Source organism: Vibrio nigripulchritudo (genome assembly GCF_027924785.1).
Taxonomy (GTDB): Bacteria; Pseudomonadota; Gammaproteobacteria; order Enterobacterales; family Vibrionaceae; genus Vibrio; species Vibrio nigripulchritudo.
Genome location: NZ_AP027049.1, coordinates 3,499,812 through 3,519,372 on the forward strand (window position 1 = coordinate 3,499,812; position 19,561 = coordinate 3,519,372).

Genomic DNA, 19,561 nt, shown 5'->3' on the forward strand with positions numbered 1-19,561 from the left:
TAAGGAGCCACTAATATGAGTGTAGAACAGTGATGGAATTATCGCTCAAAGATTACGGTTGCTACCGCATAATGACGTTCATCGGAAATGGAAAGATGAACCTGAGTTACGCCGTTCTCATTGGCGTAAGTGAGAGCTTGGTTATGCAGTGATAAGAGGGGTTTACCATTTTCATCATTGGTAATGACAAAATCGTGGAAGGTTACGCCTTTGGCAATTCCAGTGCCAAGTGCTTTTGAGGCCGCTTCTTTGGCGGCAAAGCGCTTTGCCAGAAACCGGGCCTGTTGCTTGGTTGAATTGTATTGCGACAACTCTATTGTGGTCAGAATCCGCTTAGCGAAAGCTTCACCAAGCCGGGATAAGGATTTTTCAAATCGCTCAATTTCTGCGATGTCTGTCCCTAATCCAAATATGGACATCTTTACTCCGCTCCGCTTGTAAGTAGCCACCGTGTTTCCACAGTGGCTAAAAGTGCATTGCCTAACGGCGAGCTTCAACCATTACGGCTTTCATGTCGGCAACAGCTTTGTGTAAGCCATCAAACACTGCACGACCAATAATCGAGTGACCGATGTTCAACTCATAGATCTCTGGCAGTGCCGCGATAGGCGCAACGTTGTGATAGGTTAAGCCGTGACCCGCATTCACCTTGATGCCAATGCTGTCTGCGTAGCTTGCACCTGCGGCAATCTTTTTCAGCTCGTTAACCTGCTCGGCTTCAGATTCTGCATCCGCATAGTGACCGGTGTGTAGCTCAATGTAAGGCGCACCGCACGCTTTTGAAGCGTCAATCTGTTCGCGGTCAGCATCAATAAACAAAGACACTTTGATACCTGCTTCAGACAGCTTTTGTGTTGCCGCTTTTATTTTCTCAAGCTGACCAACTACATCCAGCCCGCCTTCTGTTGTGAGTTCTTCACGTTTTTCTGGTACCAGACAAACAAATTCCGGTTTCGTCTTTAGCGCGATTTCGACCATTTCGTCAGTCACCGCCATTTCCAGATTCATACGTGTTTGTAGTGTTTCACGCAGAATTCTAACATCGCGATCCACAATGTGACGGCGATCTTCACGCAGGTGAATGGTAATGCCATCTGCCCCCGCACGTTCTGCGATCTCTGCAGCATGAACGGGATCCGGGTATTTTGTGCCACGTGCGTTACGCAAAGTAGCAATGTGATCGATGTTTACCCCGAGTAAAATTGAGCTCATTTTTCAATACTCCGTGCTCCGGGAAAGCCTGTTCTTGGGAGAAACAGTTCCCTGCTTTTTAGTGGTTTGCCGCCAAGATAAGGCTTTAATGCCATGCGTGTAAAGCGTTTTGCGGCTTTTAGTTGTTCTTTGGTGGTGAAGCGTCTTTCACTAATGGCAATCAGTTCATTTCCAAGAAAAGTGAGGTTGTCTTTTCGCACGCTGGCGATGAAGCCTTTTTGCTCGCGATAGCGATAAGTCATATCAGGTTCGACCATTTCTCCGGTGCCCGCACAGTGGAGAAAATCGACGCCATACCCCATTGCTGACAACAGGGCCAATTCAAAACGACGCAGTGCTGGCTCGGGGTTATTGGCCTGAGCCAGCTCAGTCAGAGCAAAGAGATAATCATGAAACAATGCGGGATATGGTGTTTCGCTTTCCAGTACACGCCCGACCAATTCGTTGACGTACATGGCCGAATAGAGGTGAATACCTGCCAACGGAAGCCCCAGACTGATGGGTTCGGCCTGCCTTAACGTTCGCATACTACCTTTACCAGACCATTTCATCAGCAAAGGAGTAAAGGGCTGCAACGCACCTTTCAAATTAGAGCGTTTGCTACGGGCACCTTTCGCCATGATCGACATCCGACCATATTCTTCACTGAATACATCCAGTATCAGGCTGGTTTCACTGTAAGGTCGGCGATGCAATACAAAACACCGCTGTAACCCGTCAGACATACACGACTCTCTTCATTATTACTTTTAGTCGAATCCTTTTCGCCACGATCACATTATGTGAAATTCAGGTACAAAAAAGGGAGTGCAACACTCCCTTTAACTTACACCAGAATGGCGTTACAGGTCATCAATGTAACCTAAGCTGCGAAGCGCACGTTCGTCGTCTGCCCAGCCAGATTTCACTTTCACCCAAGTCTCTAAATAAACTTTACGCTCAAAAAGCGCTTCCATATCTAAACGAGCTTCACGACCAATGGTTTTGATCTTCTCGCCGCCTTTACCGATGACCATTTTCTTCTGACCATTGCGCTCAACCAAAATCAGCGCGTTGATGTGGAAGCCATCAGTCTCGGGGTTGTAGTCGAAACGTTCAATCTCAACCGTTACCGAGTAAGGCAGTTCTTCACCCGTAAAGCGCATCAGCTTTTCACGTACGATTTCAGACGCCATAAAGCGTTGAGAACGGTCAGTGACATACTCTTCAGGGAAGTGATGTGTTGCTTTGGGTAAGTGCTCACGTACGTGCTTGCGCAGCACATCAATGTTCTTGTCGTGCTTCGCAGAGATAGGAACGACGTCAACAAAATCCATCTTTTCAGACAGCGTTTGCATGTGAAGCATCACTTCATTGCGGTCTTTAACGTTGTCAACCTTGTTAACGCAAAGCACAACAGGGAAGTTCGACTTGTTCAGCTTGGTGAAAACCATCTCATCATCGCTGGTCCAGTGCGTGCCGTCTACCAGGAAGAAAACCAAGTTTACATCACTTAAAGAACTGTTCGCAGCACGGTTCATCAAACGGTTGATGGCGCGCTTCTCTTCAATATGAAGACCCGGCGTGTCCACGAATATCGCTTGATAATCGCCTTCGGTATCCACACCCATGATGCGGTGACGTGTCGTTTGTGGTTTGCGCGATGTGATGGAAATCTTCTGACCAAGAAGCTGATTAAGCAGTGTCGATTTACCCACGTTTGGACGACCAACAATGGCGACAAAACCACAGTGCTGGTTTTCAGTAGAGGTTTCCTGACCTTCTGACGCGAAATACGCGTCCAGGTCGAATTCTTTTTCATCAGACATTGGTAAGTTGTCCTAATGCCAGTTCAGCCGCTGCTTGCTCCGCTTTACGACGGCTGGTGCCTTTACCGATTACAGGCTTTTCCAGTCCTGCTACTTCACACGTGACAGTGAATTCCTGATTGTGTGCTTCACCCTTAATTTTAGTCACAGAATACGCTGGCAGAGGTTTTCTTCTGCCCTGCAAGAATTCCTGTAAACGAGTTTTCGGGTCTTTTTGCGATACGCCAGGCTGAATTGCATCCAAACGAGTCTGATACCAGCTCAGAACAATGCCACGCACCACTTCGATGTCACTATCCAGATAGATAGCGCCGATGATAGCTTCAACTGCATCCGCTAAGATCGAATCACGACGGAAACCGCCACTCTTCAGTTCACCTGGACCTAATTTTAAGTACTCTCCCAGGTCAAACTCGCGACCCAGTTCAGCAAGGGTATTGCCACGAACCAATGTTGCACGCATGCGGCTCATATCACCTTCGTTCACCTTAGGAAAACGATGATACAAATCATCAGCAATGACAAAACTTAAAATTGAATCGCCCAGAAATTCAAGACGCTCATTGTGCTTACTGTTGGCGCTGCGATGAGTCAGCGCCAAATGAATCAGCTCAGCATCCTGAAATTGGTAGCCGAGCTGTTTTTCTAACTTACTAATAGGAGTATTCATACTCTCTCGATTAATGTATACCACCGACGCGACTGAATCGTACGCCAGTTGGGATCCAAGACGGCAGAACGCTGTCTGAATCACGTTCAAATTCAAAGCTGATCCAAATACCGACCGCTTTGCCTACTAAATTGCCTTCAGGGACAAAGCCCCAAAAACGGCTATCAGCACTGTTGTCACGGTTATCGCCCATTACAAAGTACTGACCTTGAGGTACAACCCACTCACGAACACCTGGGCGAGGTTGGTAAGCTCTCACATCATCACGAGTCAGTGGGTGAACCAGAATCTGGTGAGTTTCCTCACCCAATTTTTCATCCATCTGAATCATCGGTACACCGATGCGCTCATCCTTGAAGATACTTTCTTGAACATTAGACAACTCAATTGCTTCACAGCTTGAGCCACCTTTACGTTGCACACAAAGCTCTTTCTTTTCGCTGTAGCGAACTACATCACCCGGTAGTCCGACAACACGTTTGATGTAATCAATACCCGGGTTAGGTGGGTATTTAAACACCACAATATCACCACGTTCTGGCTTACCTGTTTCCACTAACTGGGTACGCCAAACCGGGTCTTTTAAGCCATACGCGTATTTTTCCACCAAAATGAAATCACCTACCAGAAGGGTAGGCATCATTGAGCCCGATGGGATTTGAAATGGCTCGTAAATGAATGAGCGCAATACCAACACGAACGCAATAACAGGGAAAATGGAGACACTGTTTTCTACCCACCAAGGCTGAGCCGCGACTTTCGCTTGAAGAGAGGCGTCTAAACCTTCGTTTGTCTGACCTTCAATCGCACCAAGCTTTTCCTGACGTTTTTTTGCCAGAACCAACTTCTCAAGCGCCCATACAATGCCTGTTACCAAGGTAACAATCACAAGGATGAGTGAAAATGTATTTGCCATTTACTTCCCTTCGTATTCTTTAGTGGAAAAAGAAGAAAGGGTATCCGATACCCTTTCTGCCTAAGTCTTTGTTTGAGTGCAAAAGTACGAAAAAGTTTAGTCTTTTCCTACATGAAGAATGGCAAGGAATGCTTCCTGAGGCAGTTCCACGTTACCAATCTGCTTCATGCGCTTCTTACCTTCTTTCTGTTTCTTCAGAAGTTTCTTCTTACGGCTCACGTCACCACCGTAACATTTTGCGATTACGTTCTTACGCAACTGCTTAACCGTTGAACGAGCAATGATGTGGTTACCTATCGCAGCCTGAATCGCAATATCAAACATCTGACGAGGAATGAACTCTTTCATTTTCTCTACAAGCTGGCGACCACGAGTCTGAGAATGATCTTTGTGCGTAATCATCGCCAGTGCATCGACAGTATCGCCATTCAGCAATACGTCTACACGAACCATGTTCGATGCTTCAAAGCGCTGGAAGTTGTAATCCAGAGATGCGTATCCACGAGATGTCGACTTCAGACGGTCGAAGAAGTCCAGAACCACTTCTGCCATTGGAATATCGTAAACAACGGCAACTTGATTGCCGTGGTAAACCATATCTACCTGAACACCACGCTTCTCTACACATAGGGTAATCACGTTACCCAGGTAGTCCGAAGGCACAAGGATGTTACAGCGTGCAATAGGCTCACGAATTTCTTCGATGTCGTTCACCGCTGGCAGTTTCGCCGGGCTGTCAACATACAGCACACCGCCATCAGTTTTTTCAACTTCGTATACCACGGTTGGCGCAGTAGTAATCAGATCCAGGTCGTATTCACGCTCCAGACGTTCCTGAATGATTTCCATGTGCAGCATGCCAAGGAAGCCACAACGGAAACCAAAACCAAGTGCTGCTGAGTTCTCTGGCTCATAGAACAGAGACGCATCATTCAGGCTAAGTTTGCCCAATGCATCACGGAAGCTTTCATAATCGTCTGAAGAAACAGGGAACAGACCTGCGTATACCTGAGGCTTAACTTTCTGGAAACCCGGTAGTGCTTCTTCACAACCGTTTTTTGCTAGAGTCAGCGTATCACCAACAGGGGCACCAAGGATGTCCTTGATACCACACACTACCCAGCCTACTTCGCCAGTTCTGAGAACTTCAGTGTCAACCTGCTTAGGCGTGAAAATACCCAAACGGTCAACGCCCCAAACCTGACCAGTGCTCATTACTTTGATTTTGTCGTTCTTCTTCAGCTCGCCGTTTTTGATTCGAACCAAGGAAACAACACCAAGGTAGTTATCGAACCATGAATCAATGATAAGCGCTTGCAGAGCCCCTTCAGGATCACCTTCAGGTGCCGGGATTGAAGAAACGATATTTTCAAGAACATCATCAACACCGATACCGGTTTTCGCACTACAACGCGTTGCTTCCATCGCATCAATGCCGACGATTTCTTCGATTTCTTCTGATACACGCTCAGGATCGGCTGCTGGCAGGTCAATCTTGTTCAGGATTGGCACAACTTCCAGATCCATTTCTATAGCGGTGTAACAGTTTGCCAGGGTTTGTGCTTCTACACCTTGCCCGGCATCGACAACCAATAATGCGCCTTCACACGCAGCCAGAGAGCGAGATACTTCGTACGCGAAGTCGACGTGTCCTGGAGTGTCGATAAAGTTAAGTTGATACGTTTCACCATCTTTTGCTGTGTAGTTTAGGGTCACACTTTGAGATTTAATGGTGATGCCACGTTCACGTTCAAGATCCATGGAATCAAGAACCTGGGCTTCCATCTCGCGATCACTGAGTCCACCACATACTTGGATCAAACGATCAGATAGGGTCGACTTACCGTGGTCGATATGGGCGATAATCGAAAAGTTACGAATGTGCTTCATAGGTTGGTGTGACTAAACTCTTACAAAAATGGATGGGAGAAATACCGATCATTTGTTGGTATTTCGATCAAGTTGGCAGATTCTACCCAATTTCAGGGCTTGCCGCTATCCTGAAATGTACCAATTCCTGTCAAAGGCTTTCCCAGCACTCGAATCAACGATACTTTTTCTTCTGATTCTTGCTCAAGTTTGCCTATCCAGTGCTTAGCACAGAGGGTACCTATCCATGCAAACAACACAGACATGCCAATGACAGCAAGCTCACCAGCGCCAAGCAGTGGCTGAAGCCAGAAATGACCAAGCGCCGCACCAATAAATAGAAATGCGATGGGTGACAAATAAATCAATGCCGCAGATTGCAGCAGTTGCTTTTCAGGTAAGCCAATTTCAACAACCTGACCTGGAACAAGAGCTTTTTGGCTTTCTAGATACCAAGCGTGCGCTTTGTTTCCAAACGCTTTGCTCACCACACCTGTGCCGCAACTTTTTTGAGATGAACAACTGGAGCAACTGGTTTGTTGCTCACAGCTGAGTTGGATACGAAATCCTGATTTAGAGGGGTGACTTGCGACCACAGTCGCCAATGCCGTCATCATAGGAATTATTGGGTTGTCGTTGCCTTCATGGTGACAGATTGTGCCACACGTTTGGCGGTAGAGGGAGGAATATCCCCGACAACAGATATTTCAACGTTACCGTTTACAAAGCTGTGCAGAGTTCTGCGCCCCTGACGAACCAATTGCCCTTTCAGTGAAAGCTCATCTTTTTCAGAAATGTAAACGGAAAAGCTGAACAGACCATCGCTGAACATCTGGCTCTCAACCACTTTGTTGGTTCTCGCCATTCGATAACGATTCATCGGGTTAGCTTTAAACCCATTAGGTACCCAGCCAACCTGCCAGAAAGAATTGTCTGTATGATTTTCTGGAAGCGTGATGACATCAGGTAATTTGACATCGTTCAACCCCGCCAACAAATCAAAGATTTTATCGTTCACCGCATAAGAAATGGTGCGGTACTGCTCTAAAACTTCGCCATCGCGATCGACCAGATCGGCTCGCAATGGTAAGTGGCTACGTTCATCTACCCAAAGGACATAAGAGTAACGCTGACCATCTTTTGGCACGACACGAATCACCTGACAAGGAGTGCCCGCTTCACGAGCTCGCCCGAGTTTGACGAAATCATAGTGCTCTTCGAGTGTGGTTATCTGGGTGTTCAGCAGTGGAATCAGCGGTGCGACCATTTGCCCAGATTCGATAGAAAACGGATCTACATCTGGCTCGATATAGCTGATTTCATTGTTGCGCTTGATGACCTCCCGAGAAGGTCCACTTAAATACACTAAATGCGCGAGTTGCTGTTTGTCACGACGACCGTGACGATAAAGAAGGGGTTCAATACTGTTTTTTTTGATTTGAATATAAGACAGCTCATAGCTCAATTGCTGGCTTGCTTCGTTCATTTGATGCAACAACGCCTCAGCAGAGTCTTCTTCTGCAGAGGCGGCGTATCCATTCAAACTGAACAGTGCCAACACACTGATCAGGATTTTCTTCATTCTATATCCGACTTAGTTGGGTGTACGGCTTCTTCTATTTCTGCGCTGTTGAAGCGAAGCTGCATGTTGTAATCCTGCAGCAATGCATTAACGCGTTTACGTTGCTCCATAAGCTGAGCTTCGTTAGAAGAAGGGGTTGCAGATTCACGTGCTAAGCTTACTGGTTCTGCACTGCCAATCACTGGAATGGTTTGCAAAACAGGCAATTCACTTTGAGATTGATCGCCATTTTCACCGTTATATTGCTGGACACCAAGAATAACGACCAGCGACACACACGCCGCCATAGCAACCTGACCAAACTGATTTAACCAGCCAGGCATGCTGACACGTGCAACATCAGGTGTTGGCTGTGACTCAACCGCCGGCGTGACGACTTGTTCACTCACATGAACAGGAGAGTGAGCAGGCTCATTCTCTAACGCGAGTGCTACGCTGTTTGCAATGTCCCAATCAGTGCGCTCTGGGGCTTCCCCTCTCATCACATCACCAATTAAGTGATAGTTCTGCCAAGACTTCAGACCTTCCGCATCGTGTTCAAGCTCAGAAATTAAAGCCTGATCCACGCTTTCTCCATCCATGAGTGCTGAAAGTTGTTCTTTGTCAGCCATTATTTTCACCATTTAACTCATTGACCTAACGCTGTAAAAGTGGCTGAATTTTCTTTTCAACCGCTTCACGAGCTCGGAATATACGAGAACGAACCGTCCCGACTGGGCAATCCATAACCTCGGCTATTTCTTCATAGCTAAGACCATCCAGTTCTCGCAATGTCATTGCTGTTTTCAAATCTTCTGGTAGTGCTTCAATCGCATCAAAAACAACGCTTTTCAATTCTTTGGACAACGTAATGTTTTCTGGGTTCGATATTTCTTTTAATGCACTACCGGTTTCGTAATATTCTGCCTCTTCAGCATCCAAATCGGTTGCTGGCGGTCTGCGCCCTTGGGCAACAATATGATTTTTAGCTGTATTAACGGCGATCCGATATAACCAAGTATAAAAAGCACTTTCTCCCCGAAAATTCGGGATGGCTCTATACGCCTTAATAAAAGCCTCTTGTGCTACGTCTGCGACATCACCAGAGTTGTTTATGTATCGAGAAATCAAGTTGCAAACTTTGTTTTGGTATTTAATGACCAAAAGATTGAATGCTTGTTTATCTCCTCGTTGGACCCGCTCAATTAGTACTTGATCAGTTAACTGCTCGCTCATTCGAGCGTCCACTCCTATTGTTATTTGCACTTACCTTCGCAGGTATGAACATTAAGTTCTGTCAATTGTAGTATTGACACCACCGCCTACATGAGCACTATTGTGACTGATATAGTCAAAGAAAGTTCAACACGACGAATTTTTTTTGCCAAATTTATCTAGCAATGTGATGTAACCTTCATTGTATTTGCCCAAGCAGGTGCAGATAAAGATAATAAACACCACCAAGAAGAAATATTTAATCAGGGGATCGGCGTAGGCTGATTGCCGTAAGAGAGTCAATTTGGGCAGGCTCTAAGATAACCTGGGATTTTTAAAGTTATATGAACGATATCCGAGAACATGAGTGCGACGTGCTGGTGATTGGCAGCGGTGCAGCGGGTCTATCGCTTGCATTACGAGTGGCGCCACACGGGAAAGTCATCGTACTGAGTAAAGGACCGCGCAGCGAGGGAGCAACCTATTATGCTCAAGGTGGTATCGCTGCAGTATTTGATGAGTCCGATAGCATCGAATCACATGTTCAAGACACCCAAATTGCTGGCGGTGGCATTTGTGAAGAAGACACAGTCAAATTCATCGCCGAAAACGCAAAAGAGTGTGTGCAGTGGCTGATAGACGGTGGTGTTCCGTTTGACCGCGAAGAAGATGACTCCGATGAAAGCCCACGCTATCACCTAACCCGTGAAGGGGGTCATAGTCACCGACGCATTCTGCACGCTGCTGATGCGACAGGCATGGCAATGCAGACATCACTGCAAGATAACGCACACAGTCATCCGAACATTCAGGTTTTAGAGCGTCACAATGCGCTGGATTTGATTACCGAAGACAAAGTCGGCGGTGATAAGAAGAAAGTAATTGGTGCCTATATCTGGAATCGCAACCAAGAGCACGTTGAAACAGTGCGAGCTAAGTTTGTTGTGCTGGCTACAGGTGGAGCGTCCAAGGTATACCAATACACCTCTAATCCGGATGTTTCCTCGGGCGATGGTATTGCGATGGCCTGGCGTGCAGGTTGTCGGGTAGCCAATATGGAATTCAACCAGTTCCACCCAACTTGTCTGTTCCACCCGGAAGCGCGAAACTTCCTTTTAACCGAGGCTCTTCGCGGAGAAGGCGCTTATCTAAGACGCCCTGACGGTTCTCGCTTCATGAAAGATTTTGATGAGCGTGAAGAACTTGCGCCACGTGACGTGGTTGCTCGTGCCATCGACTTCGAAATGAAGCGTTTGGGTGCAGACTGCATGTACCTCGACATCAGCCATAAAGATCCTGAGTTCGTCACTAAGCACTTCCCGACTATCGATATGAGATTGAAAGATCTGGGTATCGATATGACCAAGGAGCCGATTCCTATCGTGCCAGCAGCCCATTACACCTGTGGTGGCGTGATGGTCAGCCAGCAGGGAGCAACGGATCTTACTCATCTTTATGCGATCGGAGAAGTCAGCTACACCGGGTTGCATGGCGCAAACCGTATGGCTTCTAACTCACTGTTAGAATGTGTGGTTTACGCTCGTTCAGCAGCAGACGACATTATCAGCAAGCTGGATGAGGCAGAATTAGCCGTTCGCTTACCAGCGTGGGATGAAAGCCAGGTCACATGCTCAGATGAAGAAGTCGTCATCCAGCACAACTGGCATGAACTGCGCCTGTTTATGTGGGACTACATGGGCATCGTTCGAACGGATAAACGTTTAGAGCGAGCACTACGTCGTATTCAGCTGCTTCAGCAAGAAACACACGAGTATTACAGTAACTTCCGCGTATCCAATAACCTTTTGGAATTGCGAAACCTGCTTCAGGTTGCGGAATTGATGGTTCGTTGTGCGATGGAACGCAAGGAAAGCCGTGGGCTCCATTACACTCTGGATTACCCGAATCTTGCCGAAAACAGCGGCCCGACGATTCTGGTTCCGGAAAAGTTTTAATCTGAATATAAAGAATTGCACTCAAAGAGCACTCCGGTGCTCTTTTTATTGCTCGTTAGGATTTGTTGTTCCCAATAATCCAAGGCTGCGTAACAGCGCTCGATATTCCTCATCGCTGCATGCATCTCGCCAGACAAATAGCCTTGATTTGTCTTCGAAAATCAAAAGCACGCCTACAAACGCTACCTCTGTCCAGGCATGGCTTAACACTCGTTTGTCGCGATTAACATAGAATGTTCGCTCATTCTCCCAGCGCAACAAACCGATCGGTTCACGAGCCGCAAGAACCCTTCGAAAATAAGGAAAAAGCGTTAAAAATACAAAACAGGTGAGGAGAAGTGGAGCAGGTGATGCAACAAATGCCCAGCTTAAGTATGCCAAAAAGGTCAGTTGGCAGAGCCGGGCATAAAATGAATACGAGAGGTTAACGGACTTTACTGAGGTTGTAAGCAACGACTTTGTCTACCATTGCTGCGTGACTCAAATTGTCACTCCTGCCATGCCCCATTATCCACGTAAACAGATCAGGATCATCGCACTCCAAAAGGGAGACGAAATCTTTTTGTTCTTGTTCTGATAGGCTTTCAAACTGCTCTTCATAAAAAGGCATGATCACCACGTCGAGTTCCAACATTCCACGTCGACACGCCCATTTAATCCGTGCTTTTTCTTCGGCGGTGTACATTATTATTCCTTAGCTGACTCCTTTGTGGGTGAAGTGTACCAATCTCATCAGGTCACAACTATTATGCGAGTCACAGAGTGTGATTTGCTTTGTTCATTTTGGAGGCTGACAAACCGTCACACTCCGATTACCATACTCTCATCAAACATCTTTTAAGGTTCTGAAACAATGGATTGGCTTGAAACGTTAACGCCCTTTACCCTCTCTTCACAATCCGAGCTGCCCGAGTTAGCCATTTGTCCGCTTTCTTCTTGGGGTACCATTACCATGGTCGGTGATGACAAGAAGTCGTACCTGCAGGGTCAGGTAACGTGTGATGTTGTCTCACTGGAAGCCAATGAGTCGACTTTCGGGGCACACTGTGATGCTAAGGGAAAAATGTGGAGCATTTTCCGTATTTTCCACCACAATGATGGTTATGCACTGATTCACCGAAAAAGCGCTTTGAAGACCGAGCTGCATGAAATAAAGAAGTATGCCGTGTTTTCAAAAGTCACGATTGAAGAAAGTGACGAGTGGCTTGTAGGCGTAACAGGCATTAATGCACAAAGCTGGATTGATGCTCGTACGGAATCTCGTGACGATGTTCGTACTATCGAAGGTGGAACCGCGGTAAAGGTCAGCGATGTCCGTTGGGTTCTTTTACTGAACCAAGATGCCGCGAAAGCAGTTTTCGATGCCGAGAAAGCACACTGCGTATCTGACACAATCTGGGACAAATACGATATTTCTGAGGCGCATCCTCGAGTCGATGAAGAAGAGCAGTCTCAACATATTCCTCAAGCAATGAACCTTCAGGCACTAGGCGGTATCAGCTTCACTAAGGGCTGTTACACAGGTCAGGAAATGGTTGCACGCGCAAAGTATCGCGGAACAAACAAACGGGCACTGTATAAAGTCTCTGGCAGCACCGAAGAAGCCTTACCAAAACACGCAGAACTAGAGCGTGCGGTAGGAGAAAACTGGCGTGGTGCTGGCAAGCTAATCGTACAATTTGAGTACGAAGACAACGCGGCTGAAGGCTTGCTGATATTGCCAAATAACTTGGAAGCAGACACTGTTCTCCGAGTTAAAGGTCAGGAAAACTCCAAATGGACCATTTCTGCACTGCCATACTCTCTTGATGACGAATAACTTCCACACTCAGGTTACCGAGTATCTAGATAGACAGCAGGTGAGCTTTCGCCTGCTGCCTCACCAGACTCCAGCCGTCAGCATTGAAGACGCAGCGCAGCAGCGTGGAATCGATCCTCGCATCATGGTCAAATGCATTCTGCTCAAAGACATGGGCGGGCAATTTGCTCTAGCTTGCGTTCCCGGAGATAAGCAAGCAGACCCCAAAAAAGTGCGAGCCGTTTTGAGCTCAAGACGAATGACATGTGCATCCGCTCCCGAAATTGAAAGCCTGACTGGCTATTCACTTGGATGTGTCACTCCCCTCTTACTCGCAACCCCCATGCCTATCATTTTTGACAGGCAAATCACTTCTTTAACACGTGTCACAATTAGCAGCGGCTCCAACATGGCAGGTATTGAATTGCTCACAAGCGATCTTTTGTCTCTTTTATCGCCAACTTTTGCTGAAATTACGCGCTAATTTCTTACTCAAAGTTAATAAACACGTTTCAGAAATCAAAAATAATTGACACAAGTCACATTTAGTAATTTTACTAAGTGAATTTTTATTTTATTTTTATGAATAAATAGTGATCTCAGCAATTATGATGTAGTGTAAATGTTACTTGTTAATATGAGTTCCCCTTGCTCATTTGAGCTTAAAGCCCTCATTTAACAAGGAAAGTGAATCCGCTGAATCAATCAGTTAAATCCACTTTTTGTGTAATGCATCTGTGACTATTCGCCCGATTTTCCTATCGGGCATTTTTTTGCCTGAAACTTTTTTATTTCTGACATGGTCTATTCTTATAAATGTCATAAAACTATGGCAAAGCAATGCAGTTCTTGCTGAAGGGGTTTGTGGCATAAAGTGAGGAGAGTGTCACAGATGAAAGGCATTTATATCATCGAAATGCCGACGGCGGCACAAAACGCTAAAAACATCGCATTAAGCTGTGTTTAACCCCTGTTCAGTCACAATACTGTCACACGAAGTTTCGTATAATTCGTGGCGCAACAAATAATAAGGATAAAAGTATGAGACTGTTTAAGCGCTATACACCTAGTATGATAGCTAAACACATAAGTCGGTTGTTTAAAGGTAGAATTTATATATATGGCGTAGGGAAATTTGAATTCGACAATGGCAAGTTGATTCTTCCTGAAAAAGCAGAAAAGCGTCATTTCCAGGCAGTAAAAGAAATCAATAAGGAAATCACGCGGTTAAGATGCGCTCATGCATAATTATTAAATGCATAACAGAGAATTTTAAAGGGTCGGATTACCGACCCTTTTTCATTGCTTTAACTTGGTGAGGTTATTTTTTAAGCTTAGTCGCTTCAGGCAAGTGCCCTTTCATTCCCATGGCGTGTTGTATCAGTTCATTTTTGACAACCGGAACCGCATTACTCACAGACAGCCCCACTCCACGGACAAACTTCTTAAGCGGATTGTCACCAGAAAATAGCTCTTTAAACCCTTGCATCGCTGCAATCATTTTTGCGGCTTCTGCTTTTCTCCATCGCTCGAACGGTCGAAGGTTGCGTTTCAGTCCAATATCTTCGCCCTTTTGCCATAGCTGCATGATCTCCTGCACCAGGCTAGCAGCGTCGAGTAAACCCAGGTTCACTCCCTGACCAGCAAGCGGGTGAATGGTGTGTGCAGCATCGCCAACCAGAACAATTCGATCACGTACAAAGTCGCGAGCGTAACGCATTTTAAGTGGATAAGCCTGACGCTCACCTTCTACCTGACATAAGCCAAGCTTGCCATCGAATGCACTGGTTAGAGCTTTGTTGAACTCTTCTTCCGCCATGTCCACCAGCAATTCGGCTTTGAGTGGGTCGATAGACCACACGATCGAACATAAATTGGCTTCCCCTAAAGGAAGGAACGCCAAAGGTCCATCGGGCGTGAAAACCTGCCTCGCTACCCCTTGATGTGGCTCTGCTGTGCGAATATTGGCAACGATGGCTGAATGACCATAATCCCAATGCGTCAGCGGAATGTCGATTTTGTTTCTCAACCAGGAATTCGCGCCATCCGCTCCTACCAGTAACTTGGTGGTCAGTGAGCTTCCTGACTCTAAGGTGACCCAAGCTTCGCTCTCACCCAGCACCACGTCTTTACAACGTTCAGGGGCAAACAGAGTAACGTTATCCTGTTTTTCAACCTGCTCTAGCAGAGCAAGTTGAATGACGCGGTTTTCAACGATGTGCCCTAAGTTTTTCTGATAAATATCAGCGGCATCAAACTCAATCTTGGCAAAGCTATCCTGTTCCCATACATTCATCGCTTCGTAAGGCGCAGCACGTCGGTTTTCAATACCCTGCCATGCTCCAACATTTCTTAAAATGTTTTCACTCGCCCTGCTTAAAGCGGAAACGCGCACATCCGGCAAATCATATAGCTTGGTATCTGGCAATCGACCTTCAATGACGGCGATTCTTAAATCTGTATCCTGCAACAGCGCGGCAACTGATAGGCCGACCATGCCACCACCAATGATGGTGATATCAAAACTTTGCATCATTATCTTTCTACCATTCCTAGCGCTCTGGCGAGCAAAGATGCTTTTGCCGCCCCTGAGGCTTCAAATGCCATTAATCCTAGATTACGACCGACACGCATCGGCACGTAGTCGTTAGAAAACAAGTGAACCAGCCCGGAAGTCAGATCCATGGTTTTGTTTCTGTCTTGTTCGCGTCGGGTCCGATAGGCGCTCAGCACCGAGTAGTGACCTGGGTCTTCCAAATGTTTGGTGATTTGTTCAGCCAGTGATGCCACATCACGGATACCGAGGTTAAAACCTTGTCCTGCGATTGGGTGAAGTGTCTGGGCAGCATTGCCGACAGCAGCAAAGCGATGGGATATGATTTGATCACGAGACCGCATCAACAACGGGTACGACGCCCTTTCCCCCACTTTGGTAAATTCGCCAAGTCGCCAGCCAAAGCTTTTTTGCAACGCAGTAAGAAACGCGTCATCAGGCATGCTCAATACTTCTTCGACCTTGTCTGGTCTGAGACACCAGACTAATGACATCCGATTGTCGGACATAGGTAACAAAGCGAGCGGTCCCGAGTCAGTGAATCGTTCAAATGCCTGACCCTGATGTGGCTGCGACAAGCTGATATTAGCGATCAAAGCCACCTGCTCAAAATCGTGCTCGCTGAGCGGCAAGTTCAAGCTTTGTGCCGACGGCGACAAAGCACCATCAGCCGCAACCAACAGTTTGGCTTCAATGTTTTCACCAGATGCCAGTGTAATGATGACTTTTTCGGTGTGCCTTTCGACAGCTTTGACCGATTCAGGGCATAAGAAATCTACATTTGGAGCGGCATCTAGCCTTGACTGATAAATACGACCAACATCAGCTAATTCAACCACATACCCTAAAGCAGGGAGGCTAACGTCGCTTTTGTCAATGTTCGCGATACCCGCATGGCTACGGTCAGAAACATGAATATGTTCGATCGGGGTCGCCTGAGGACGTACCTGTTCCCACAGGCTCATCTTTTCAAGTAAAAGTGAGGTGCCATGGGATAAGGCAATAGAGCGCGCATCGTAACCAGGATGGCTGGTATGCTCGACTTTATAGGGCTCAATAACAGCAATCGACAAAGATGAATCGCTGTGTTGCTCCAATGCCAGAGCCAGAGTGGCTCCCGCCATGGCTCCACCAGCGATAACAACATCATACTGCTTCATAACTAGTTCCGGTTAGTGGATCGTCGGCTTTTTCACTTCACTCGGTTTTACGCCAAATTCAGCGTGAACGGTCAATACACATGCTTTGACGTGTTCAATCACCTGTTCCAGCAAAATAGCTTGCTCATTCAAGTCGTCTTCTTCGTCAATACCAAGCTTGGAGATCTCTTCCAAATCACCCAGCGCTTCTTTTACGTCTGTGGGAACCTTTTGCAAAGCCTGATTTGCTAAACCAAAACCAGAGATGAAATGGTTGATCCAATCAGATAGACCGTCGGCAGTAGCAAACAAGTCACCCTCTTGATCAGCAAGCAGTAAAGTGAGTTCAAACTGATTAGCAGCAAGCTCTTTCAAGGTTGCTTTTAGCAGATTTTCAGCAGTACCAACCGTACTGATTGGCCAGCCCATACCGTCATTTGTGTAATCAAAAAGAAGCGGTTGCCAGCTATTGTCATTCGCCGTTAACCCACCACTTAGCATACCTGTTAACAAACCGTGCAATTCCGCAGGAGAAACCGCCAGTTGTGCCGACTTGAGCTCATTGGTGAGTTGTTGATAGGTTGGATGGGTCACGTCACTCATAAAGTATTCGCTATAATTAAGTTAATTGGGCTAATCGTATCACTTAAGCTGCTGAGCGAAAATGTAAAGCGTCAGGTATCTGGACATCCAGTCACCAAATTGACGATTTCGTGTGTAGTTAGTCCCGCAATCTGGGGAAACGATCATGGAAAGGCTTGAATCTTATAGTCGCTTTACCTATAGTTTCCTCCCTGACAGACGCGTTCAGTCGCGCTCTGTTTTTGGTTTGGTCGAGAGTGTACCGTAATGAGTAATCAGGCAGTTGAAGTTGAAATTCTGGGAAAGCTGACGCGAGTGAATTGTCCTCCGGGGCAAGAAGAGTCCTTGCTTAAAGCCGCTGAAGATCTGAATACGCGATTGAATGAAATGGCGGAAAGAACTAAGGTAACCAATACAGAAAAACTTCTCACTATTGCTGCATTGAACATCTGTTACGAACTTCAGCTCTCCAATCAGGAAAAGCAAGGTCAAGCCAGCGAAATTACAGAGCGAATGGAACTGCTCTCGGCGTCACTAGACGGTGCGCTCAAACAGCTAGGACGCGAATAACGATTTTACCCTGGGGTGTGCGTCAGCGGATTTAAGTCCCTGAGCCGATAAGCAATACTTAAGGGTTAGTACTTGATAGCTATTGAGCAAGCTCGGCTCGAACCGAGAAGCCTACGGTTACCATTGCTGATCCGCCTTGAACCAGCTGGTTCAAGGGCCACAATCCTCAACGGCACCCTGGGGTTCCTCAATGCAAAACTTCTCTCTTTCCGCTGAATCTGCGAAGCAAAGACAAACCATACGCAAAGAAATCCGTCAGAAAAGACGTAGCCTTTCGGCACAAGAACAACAACACGCCTCTGATGACCTTTTGTTCCAATTCCAACAACTTCCGATGGCAACATCAGCCAACACTGTCGCTTTATACCTTGCCGTTGACGGTGAGCTGGATTTATCGCCCGTCATTGAGTGGTATTGGCAGCAAAATAAAACGGTCTGTCTACCAGTTATCCACCCTTTCTCAAATGGTCACCTTTTATTTTTAGAATACACGCCAACAACCATTATGGTGCCAAATCAGTACAACATTGATGAACCAAAACTCAGAACTCAGGACATTATTCCTGCCTCTCAAATAGACGTGATTTTCACGCCGCTCGTTGCCTTTGACGACAGCGGACAACGTCTAGGCATGGGTGGTGGCTACTATGATCGCACCTTATCGACGTGGCAGTCCACATCCGGTAGCCATGCCATTGGTTTGGCACATAACTGCCAGCAGGTTGATGCCCTTCCTGTTGAGGCGTGGGACGTTCCTCTTCAAACCATCATCACCCCCGCTAAAACCTGGCACTGGCAACAGAACTAAGCTTTGAAATTTAAATGATCAAAAAGACAATATATTCGCGCTGATCACTGCATATCGCGTTGGAATGAGTATATAATCGCGCGGATTTCATTAGTTCACTAAATTCTGGAGATAGGCATGACTCAAGATGAAATGAAAAAAGCCGCGGGCTGGGCAGCACTTAAGTATGTTGAAAAAGGCAGTATTGTCGGTGTTGGTACTGGTTCGACCGTTAATCACTTCATCGATGCGCTAGGCACAATCAGAGAAGAAATCAAAGGTGCTGTATCTTCTTCAGAAGCGTCTACCCAGCGCCTGAAAGAACTCGAAATCGAAGTTTTTGAATGTAATGACGTTTTTGAGCTGGACATTTATGTCGACGGCGCAGACGAAATCAACCCAAACCGCGAAATGATCAAAGGTGGTGGCGCGGCGCTAACACGTGAGAAGATTGTCGCAGCCATCTCGAAAAAATTCATTTGCATCGTCGACGGTACGAAAGCGGTTGATACTCTAGGCGAATTCCCACTGCCTGTTGAAGTGATTCCAATGGCACGTTCTTACGTAGCTCGCGAATTGCTGAAGTTGGGTGGCGATCCGGTTTACCGAGAAGGTGTACTTACTGACAACGGTAACGTGATTTTGGATGTATACGGTATGAAAATACAAAATCCGAAAGAAATGGAAGATAAAATCAACAGCATTGCAGGTGTCGTCACCGTAGGTCTGTTCGCCCATCGCGGTGCTGATATTGTTATCACTGGCACTCCGGAAGGTGCAAGAATCGAAGAGTAAAAGTGCATACTTTGATTGGAGATATTTGCATTTTTATGCGCCCTCAATCATGCATTTCCGTCATTTGATTACAAACGGCACCAAAAGGTGCCGTTTTTGTTTCTTTTCATAGAAGAAATTATTCCTTATT

At 46.5% G+C, this 19,561-nt stretch carries 23 protein-coding genes and 1 other RNA gene; 8 read left to right on the forward strand and 16 right to left on the reverse strand.

Annotation, left to right across the window (positions count from 1 at the left end; genetic code table 11):
* Nucleotides 1-38: 38 nt before the first annotated feature.
* The 11 genes from acpS to rpoE all read right to left on the reverse strand — a co-directional run bounded on the left by acpS (nucleotide 39) and on the right by rpoE (nucleotide 9,272).
* Nucleotides 39-419, reverse strand: coding sequence for a holo-ACP synthase (gene acpS / locus QMG91_RS15900; RefSeq protein WP_004401320.1), 381 nt, complete (start codon nucleotides 417-419; stop codon nucleotides 39-41).
* 61 nt (nucleotides 420-480) lie between these two features.
* Nucleotides 481-1,212 (reverse strand): pyridoxine 5'-phosphate synthase, encoded by a 732-nt coding sequence (pdxJ, locus tag QMG91_RS15905; RefSeq protein ID WP_004401321.1) that lies wholly within the window; start codon nucleotides 1,210-1,212, stop codon nucleotides 481-483.
* Nucleotides 1,209-1,937 carry a DNA repair protein RecO gene (gene recO / locus QMG91_RS15910; RefSeq protein ID WP_004401322.1) on the reverse strand — a complete coding sequence of 243 codons (729 nt, stop codon included), beginning with the start codon at nucleotides 1,935-1,937 and terminating at the stop codon, nucleotides 1,209-1,211. The genes pdxJ and recO overlap by 4 nt, the downstream gene beginning before the upstream one ends.
* A 117-nt stretch (nucleotides 1,938-2,054) precedes the next feature.
* Nucleotides 2,055-3,020, reverse strand: a complete 966-nt coding sequence (gene era / locus QMG91_RS15915; RefSeq protein ID WP_004401323.1) for a GTPase Era — start codon at nucleotides 3,018-3,020, stop codon at nucleotides 2,055-2,057.
* The gene (rnc, locus tag QMG91_RS15920; protein WP_004401324.1) at nucleotides 3,013-3,690 is read right to left on the reverse strand and encodes a ribonuclease III; all 678 of its coding nucleotides are present in this window, start codon (nucleotides 3,688-3,690) and stop codon (nucleotides 3,013-3,015) included. Before rnc ends, era begins: the two co-directional genes overlap by 8 nt.
* 10 nt (nucleotides 3,691-3,700) lie before the next feature.
* Nucleotides 3,701-4,606: a signal peptidase I gene (gene lepB, locus QMG91_RS15925; RefSeq protein ID WP_200766180.1), complete on the reverse strand. Its 906-nt coding sequence runs from the start codon at nucleotides 4,604-4,606 to the stop codon at nucleotides 3,701-3,703.
* A 96-nt stretch (nucleotides 4,607-4,702) separates the two neighbouring features.
* Entirely contained in the window at nucleotides 4,703-6,496 is a 1,794-nt protein-coding gene (gene lepA / locus QMG91_RS15930; protein WP_281827629.1) for a translation elongation factor 4, read from the reverse strand.
* Between the two features lie 92 nt (nucleotides 6,497-6,588).
* Nucleotides 6,589-7,092: a SoxR reducing system RseC family protein gene (locus tag QMG91_RS15935; RefSeq protein ID WP_281827631.1), complete on the reverse strand. Its 504-nt coding sequence runs from the start codon at nucleotides 7,090-7,092 to the stop codon at nucleotides 6,589-6,591.
* Between the two features lie 5 nt (nucleotides 7,093-7,097).
* Entirely contained in the window at nucleotides 7,098-8,057 is a 960-nt protein-coding gene (gene rseB / locus QMG91_RS15940; RefSeq protein WP_004401328.1) for a sigma-E factor regulatory protein RseB, read from the reverse strand.
* Nucleotides 8,054-8,680: an RseA family anti-sigma factor gene (locus QMG91_RS15945; RefSeq protein ID WP_281827633.1), complete on the reverse strand. Its 627-nt coding sequence runs from the start codon at nucleotides 8,678-8,680 to the stop codon at nucleotides 8,054-8,056. Before QMG91_RS15945 ends, rseB begins: the two co-directional genes overlap by 4 nt.
* A 13-nt stretch (nucleotides 8,681-8,693) precedes the next feature.
* Nucleotides 8,694-9,272: an RNA polymerase sigma factor RpoE gene (gene rpoE, locus QMG91_RS15950; RefSeq protein ID WP_004401330.1), complete on the reverse strand. Its 579-nt coding sequence runs from the start codon at nucleotides 9,270-9,272 to the stop codon at nucleotides 8,694-8,696.
* 323 nt (nucleotides 9,273-9,595) lie between these two features.
* Between rpoE and nadB the strand changes: the two genes are divergently transcribed.
* A complete protein-coding gene (nadB, locus tag QMG91_RS15955) occupies nucleotides 9,596-11,206 on the forward strand; it encodes an L-aspartate oxidase (RefSeq protein WP_004401331.1) in 1,611 nt (536 codons plus the stop codon).
* A 45-nt stretch (nucleotides 11,207-11,251) separates the two neighbouring features.
* Here nadB and QMG91_RS28985 read toward each other — a convergent pair whose 3' ends face one another.
* Nucleotides 11,252-11,659: a protein YgfX gene (locus QMG91_RS28985; RefSeq protein ID WP_409351243.1), complete on the reverse strand. Its 408-nt coding sequence runs from the start codon at nucleotides 11,657-11,659 to the stop codon at nucleotides 11,252-11,254.
* The gene (locus QMG91_RS15960; RefSeq protein ID WP_004401332.1) at nucleotides 11,631-11,891 is read right to left on the reverse strand and encodes an FAD assembly factor SdhE; all 261 of its coding nucleotides are present in this window, start codon (nucleotides 11,889-11,891) and stop codon (nucleotides 11,631-11,633) included. Before QMG91_RS15960 ends, QMG91_RS28985 begins: the two co-directional genes overlap by 29 nt.
* A gap of 168 nt (nucleotides 11,892-12,059) precedes the next feature.
* Between QMG91_RS15960 and ygfZ the strand changes: the two genes are divergently transcribed.
* The 3 genes from ygfZ (at nucleotide 12,060) to QMG91_RS15975 (ending at nucleotide 14,252) form a co-directional block, all read left to right on the forward strand.
* Nucleotides 12,060-13,025, forward strand: coding sequence for a tRNA-modifying protein YgfZ (gene ygfZ, locus QMG91_RS15965; RefSeq protein ID WP_281827634.1), 966 nt, complete (start codon nucleotides 12,060-12,062; stop codon nucleotides 13,023-13,025).
* Nucleotides 13,015-13,488 (forward strand): aminoacyl-tRNA deacylase, encoded by a 474-nt coding sequence (locus QMG91_RS15970; protein WP_281827635.1) that lies wholly within the window; start codon nucleotides 13,015-13,017, stop codon nucleotides 13,486-13,488. Before ygfZ ends, QMG91_RS15970 begins: the two co-directional genes overlap by 11 nt.
* A gap of 557 nt (nucleotides 13,489-14,045) precedes the next feature.
* Nucleotides 14,046-14,252: a DUF1107 domain-containing protein gene (locus tag QMG91_RS15975; protein ID WP_281827636.1), complete on the forward strand. Its 207-nt coding sequence runs from the start codon at nucleotides 14,046-14,048 to the stop codon at nucleotides 14,250-14,252.
* Between the two features lie 73 nt (nucleotides 14,253-14,325).
* Here the strand turns inward: QMG91_RS15975 and QMG91_RS15980 are convergent, their stop codons facing one another.
* From QMG91_RS15980 to QMG91_RS15990, 3 genes are read right to left on the reverse strand one after another with little or no spacing between them, the layout of a single operon-like run.
* A complete protein-coding gene (locus QMG91_RS15980; protein WP_004401336.1) occupies nucleotides 14,326-15,540 on the reverse strand; it encodes an FAD-dependent 2-octaprenylphenol hydroxylase in 1,215 nt (404 codons plus the stop codon).
* The gene (gene ubiH, locus QMG91_RS15985; protein ID WP_200766187.1) at nucleotides 15,540-16,718 is read right to left on the reverse strand and encodes a 2-octaprenyl-6-methoxyphenyl hydroxylase; all 1,179 of its coding nucleotides are present in this window, start codon (nucleotides 16,716-16,718) and stop codon (nucleotides 15,540-15,542) included. Before ubiH ends, QMG91_RS15980 begins: the two co-directional genes overlap by 1 nt.
* 12 nt (nucleotides 16,719-16,730) lie before the next feature.
* Entirely contained in the window at nucleotides 16,731-17,300 is a 570-nt protein-coding gene (locus QMG91_RS15990; RefSeq protein WP_004401338.1) for a YecA/YgfB family protein, read from the reverse strand.
* A 246-nt stretch (nucleotides 17,301-17,546) separates the two neighbouring features.
* Between QMG91_RS15990 and zapA the strand changes: the two genes are divergently transcribed.
* The 4 genes from zapA to rpiA all read left to right on the forward strand — a co-directional run bounded on the left by zapA (nucleotide 17,547) and on the right by rpiA (nucleotide 19,431).
* Nucleotides 17,547-17,849, forward strand: a complete 303-nt coding sequence (zapA, locus tag QMG91_RS15995; RefSeq protein WP_004401339.1) for a cell division protein ZapA — start codon at nucleotides 17,547-17,549, stop codon at nucleotides 17,847-17,849.
* Between the two features lie 4 nt (nucleotides 17,850-17,853).
* Nucleotides 17,854-18,037: non-coding RNA, 6S RNA (ssrS, locus tag QMG91_RS16000), on the forward strand.
* A gap of 2 nt (nucleotides 18,038-18,039) precedes the next feature.
* The gene (locus QMG91_RS16005; RefSeq protein ID WP_281827637.1) at nucleotides 18,040-18,657 is read left to right on the forward strand and encodes a 5-formyltetrahydrofolate cyclo-ligase; all 618 of its coding nucleotides are present in this window, start codon (nucleotides 18,040-18,042) and stop codon (nucleotides 18,655-18,657) included.
* A gap of 117 nt (nucleotides 18,658-18,774) precedes the next feature.
* Complete coding sequence (gene rpiA, locus QMG91_RS16010; RefSeq protein ID WP_281827638.1) at nucleotides 18,775-19,431, forward strand: ribose-5-phosphate isomerase RpiA; 657 nt, start codon at nucleotides 18,775-18,777, stop codon at nucleotides 19,429-19,431.
* Nucleotides 19,432-19,561: the final 130 nt, after the last annotated feature.

Excerpts from the sequence above, each read along its gene's own strand:
- acpS (WP_004401320.1), bottom strand. The coding sequence starts at position 419 with ATGTCCATATTTGGATTAGGGACAGACATCGCAGAAATTGAGCGATTT.
- pdxJ (WP_004401321.1), bottom strand. The coding sequence starts at position 1,212 with ATGAGCTCAATTTTACTCGGGGTAAACATCGATCACATTGCTACTTTG.
- recO (WP_004401322.1), bottom strand. The coding sequence starts at position 1,937 with ATGTCTGACGGGTTACAGCGGTGTTTTGTATTGCATCGCCGACCTTAC.
- era (WP_004401323.1), bottom strand. The coding sequence starts at position 3,020 with ATGTCTGATGAAAAAGAATTCGACCTGGACGCGTATTTCGCGTCAGAA.
- rnc (WP_004401324.1), bottom strand. The coding sequence starts at position 3,690 with ATGAATACTCCTATTAGTAAGTTAGAAAAACAGCTCGGCTACCAATTT.
- lepB (WP_200766180.1), bottom strand. The coding sequence starts at position 4,606 with ATGGCAAATACATTTTCACTCATCCTTGTGATTGTTACCTTGGTAACA.
- lepA (WP_281827629.1), bottom strand. The coding sequence starts at position 6,496 with ATGAAGCACATTCGTAACTTTTCGATTATCGCCCATATCGACCACGGT.
- QMG91_RS15935 (WP_281827631.1), bottom strand. The coding sequence starts at position 7,092 with ATGATGACGGCATTGGCGACTGTGGTCGCAAGTCACCCCTCTAAATCA.
- rseB (WP_004401328.1), bottom strand. The coding sequence starts at position 8,057 with ATGAAGAAAATCCTGATCAGTGTGTTGGCACTGTTCAGTTTGAATGGA.
- QMG91_RS15945 (WP_281827633.1), bottom strand. The coding sequence starts at position 8,680 with ATGGTGAAAATAATGGCTGACAAAGAACAACTTTCAGCACTCATGGAT.
- rpoE (WP_004401330.1), bottom strand. The coding sequence starts at position 9,272 with ATGAGCGAGCAGTTAACTGATCAAGTACTAATTGAGCGGGTCCAACGA.
- nadB (WP_004401331.1), top strand. The coding sequence starts at position 9,596 with ATGAACGATATCCGAGAACATGAGTGCGACGTGCTGGTGATTGGCAGC.
- QMG91_RS15960 (WP_004401332.1), bottom strand. The coding sequence starts at position 11,891 with ATGTACACCGCCGAAGAAAAAGCACGGATTAAATGGGCGTGTCGACGT.
- ygfZ (WP_281827634.1), top strand. The coding sequence starts at position 12,060 with ATGGATTGGCTTGAAACGTTAACGCCCTTTACCCTCTCTTCACAATCC.
- QMG91_RS15970 (WP_281827635.1), top strand. The coding sequence starts at position 13,015 with ATGACGAATAACTTCCACACTCAGGTTACCGAGTATCTAGATAGACAG.
- QMG91_RS15975 (WP_281827636.1), top strand. The coding sequence starts at position 14,046 with ATGAGACTGTTTAAGCGCTATACACCTAGTATGATAGCTAAACACATA.
- QMG91_RS15980 (WP_004401336.1), bottom strand. The coding sequence starts at position 15,540 with ATGATGCAAAGTTTTGATATCACCATCATTGGTGGTGGCATGGTCGGC.
- ubiH (WP_200766187.1), bottom strand. The coding sequence starts at position 16,718 with ATGAAGCAGTATGATGTTGTTATCGCTGGTGGAGCCATGGCGGGAGCC.
- QMG91_RS15990 (WP_004401338.1), bottom strand. The coding sequence starts at position 17,300 with ATGAGTGACGTGACCCATCCAACCTATCAACAACTCACCAATGAGCTC.
- zapA (WP_004401339.1), top strand. The coding sequence starts at position 17,547 with ATGAGTAATCAGGCAGTTGAAGTTGAAATTCTGGGAAAGCTGACGCGA.
- QMG91_RS16005 (WP_281827637.1), top strand. The coding sequence starts at position 18,040 with ATGCAAAACTTCTCTCTTTCCGCTGAATCTGCGAAGCAAAGACAAACC.
- rpiA (WP_281827638.1), top strand. The coding sequence starts at position 18,775 with ATGACTCAAGATGAAATGAAAAAAGCCGCGGGCTGGGCAGCACTTAAG.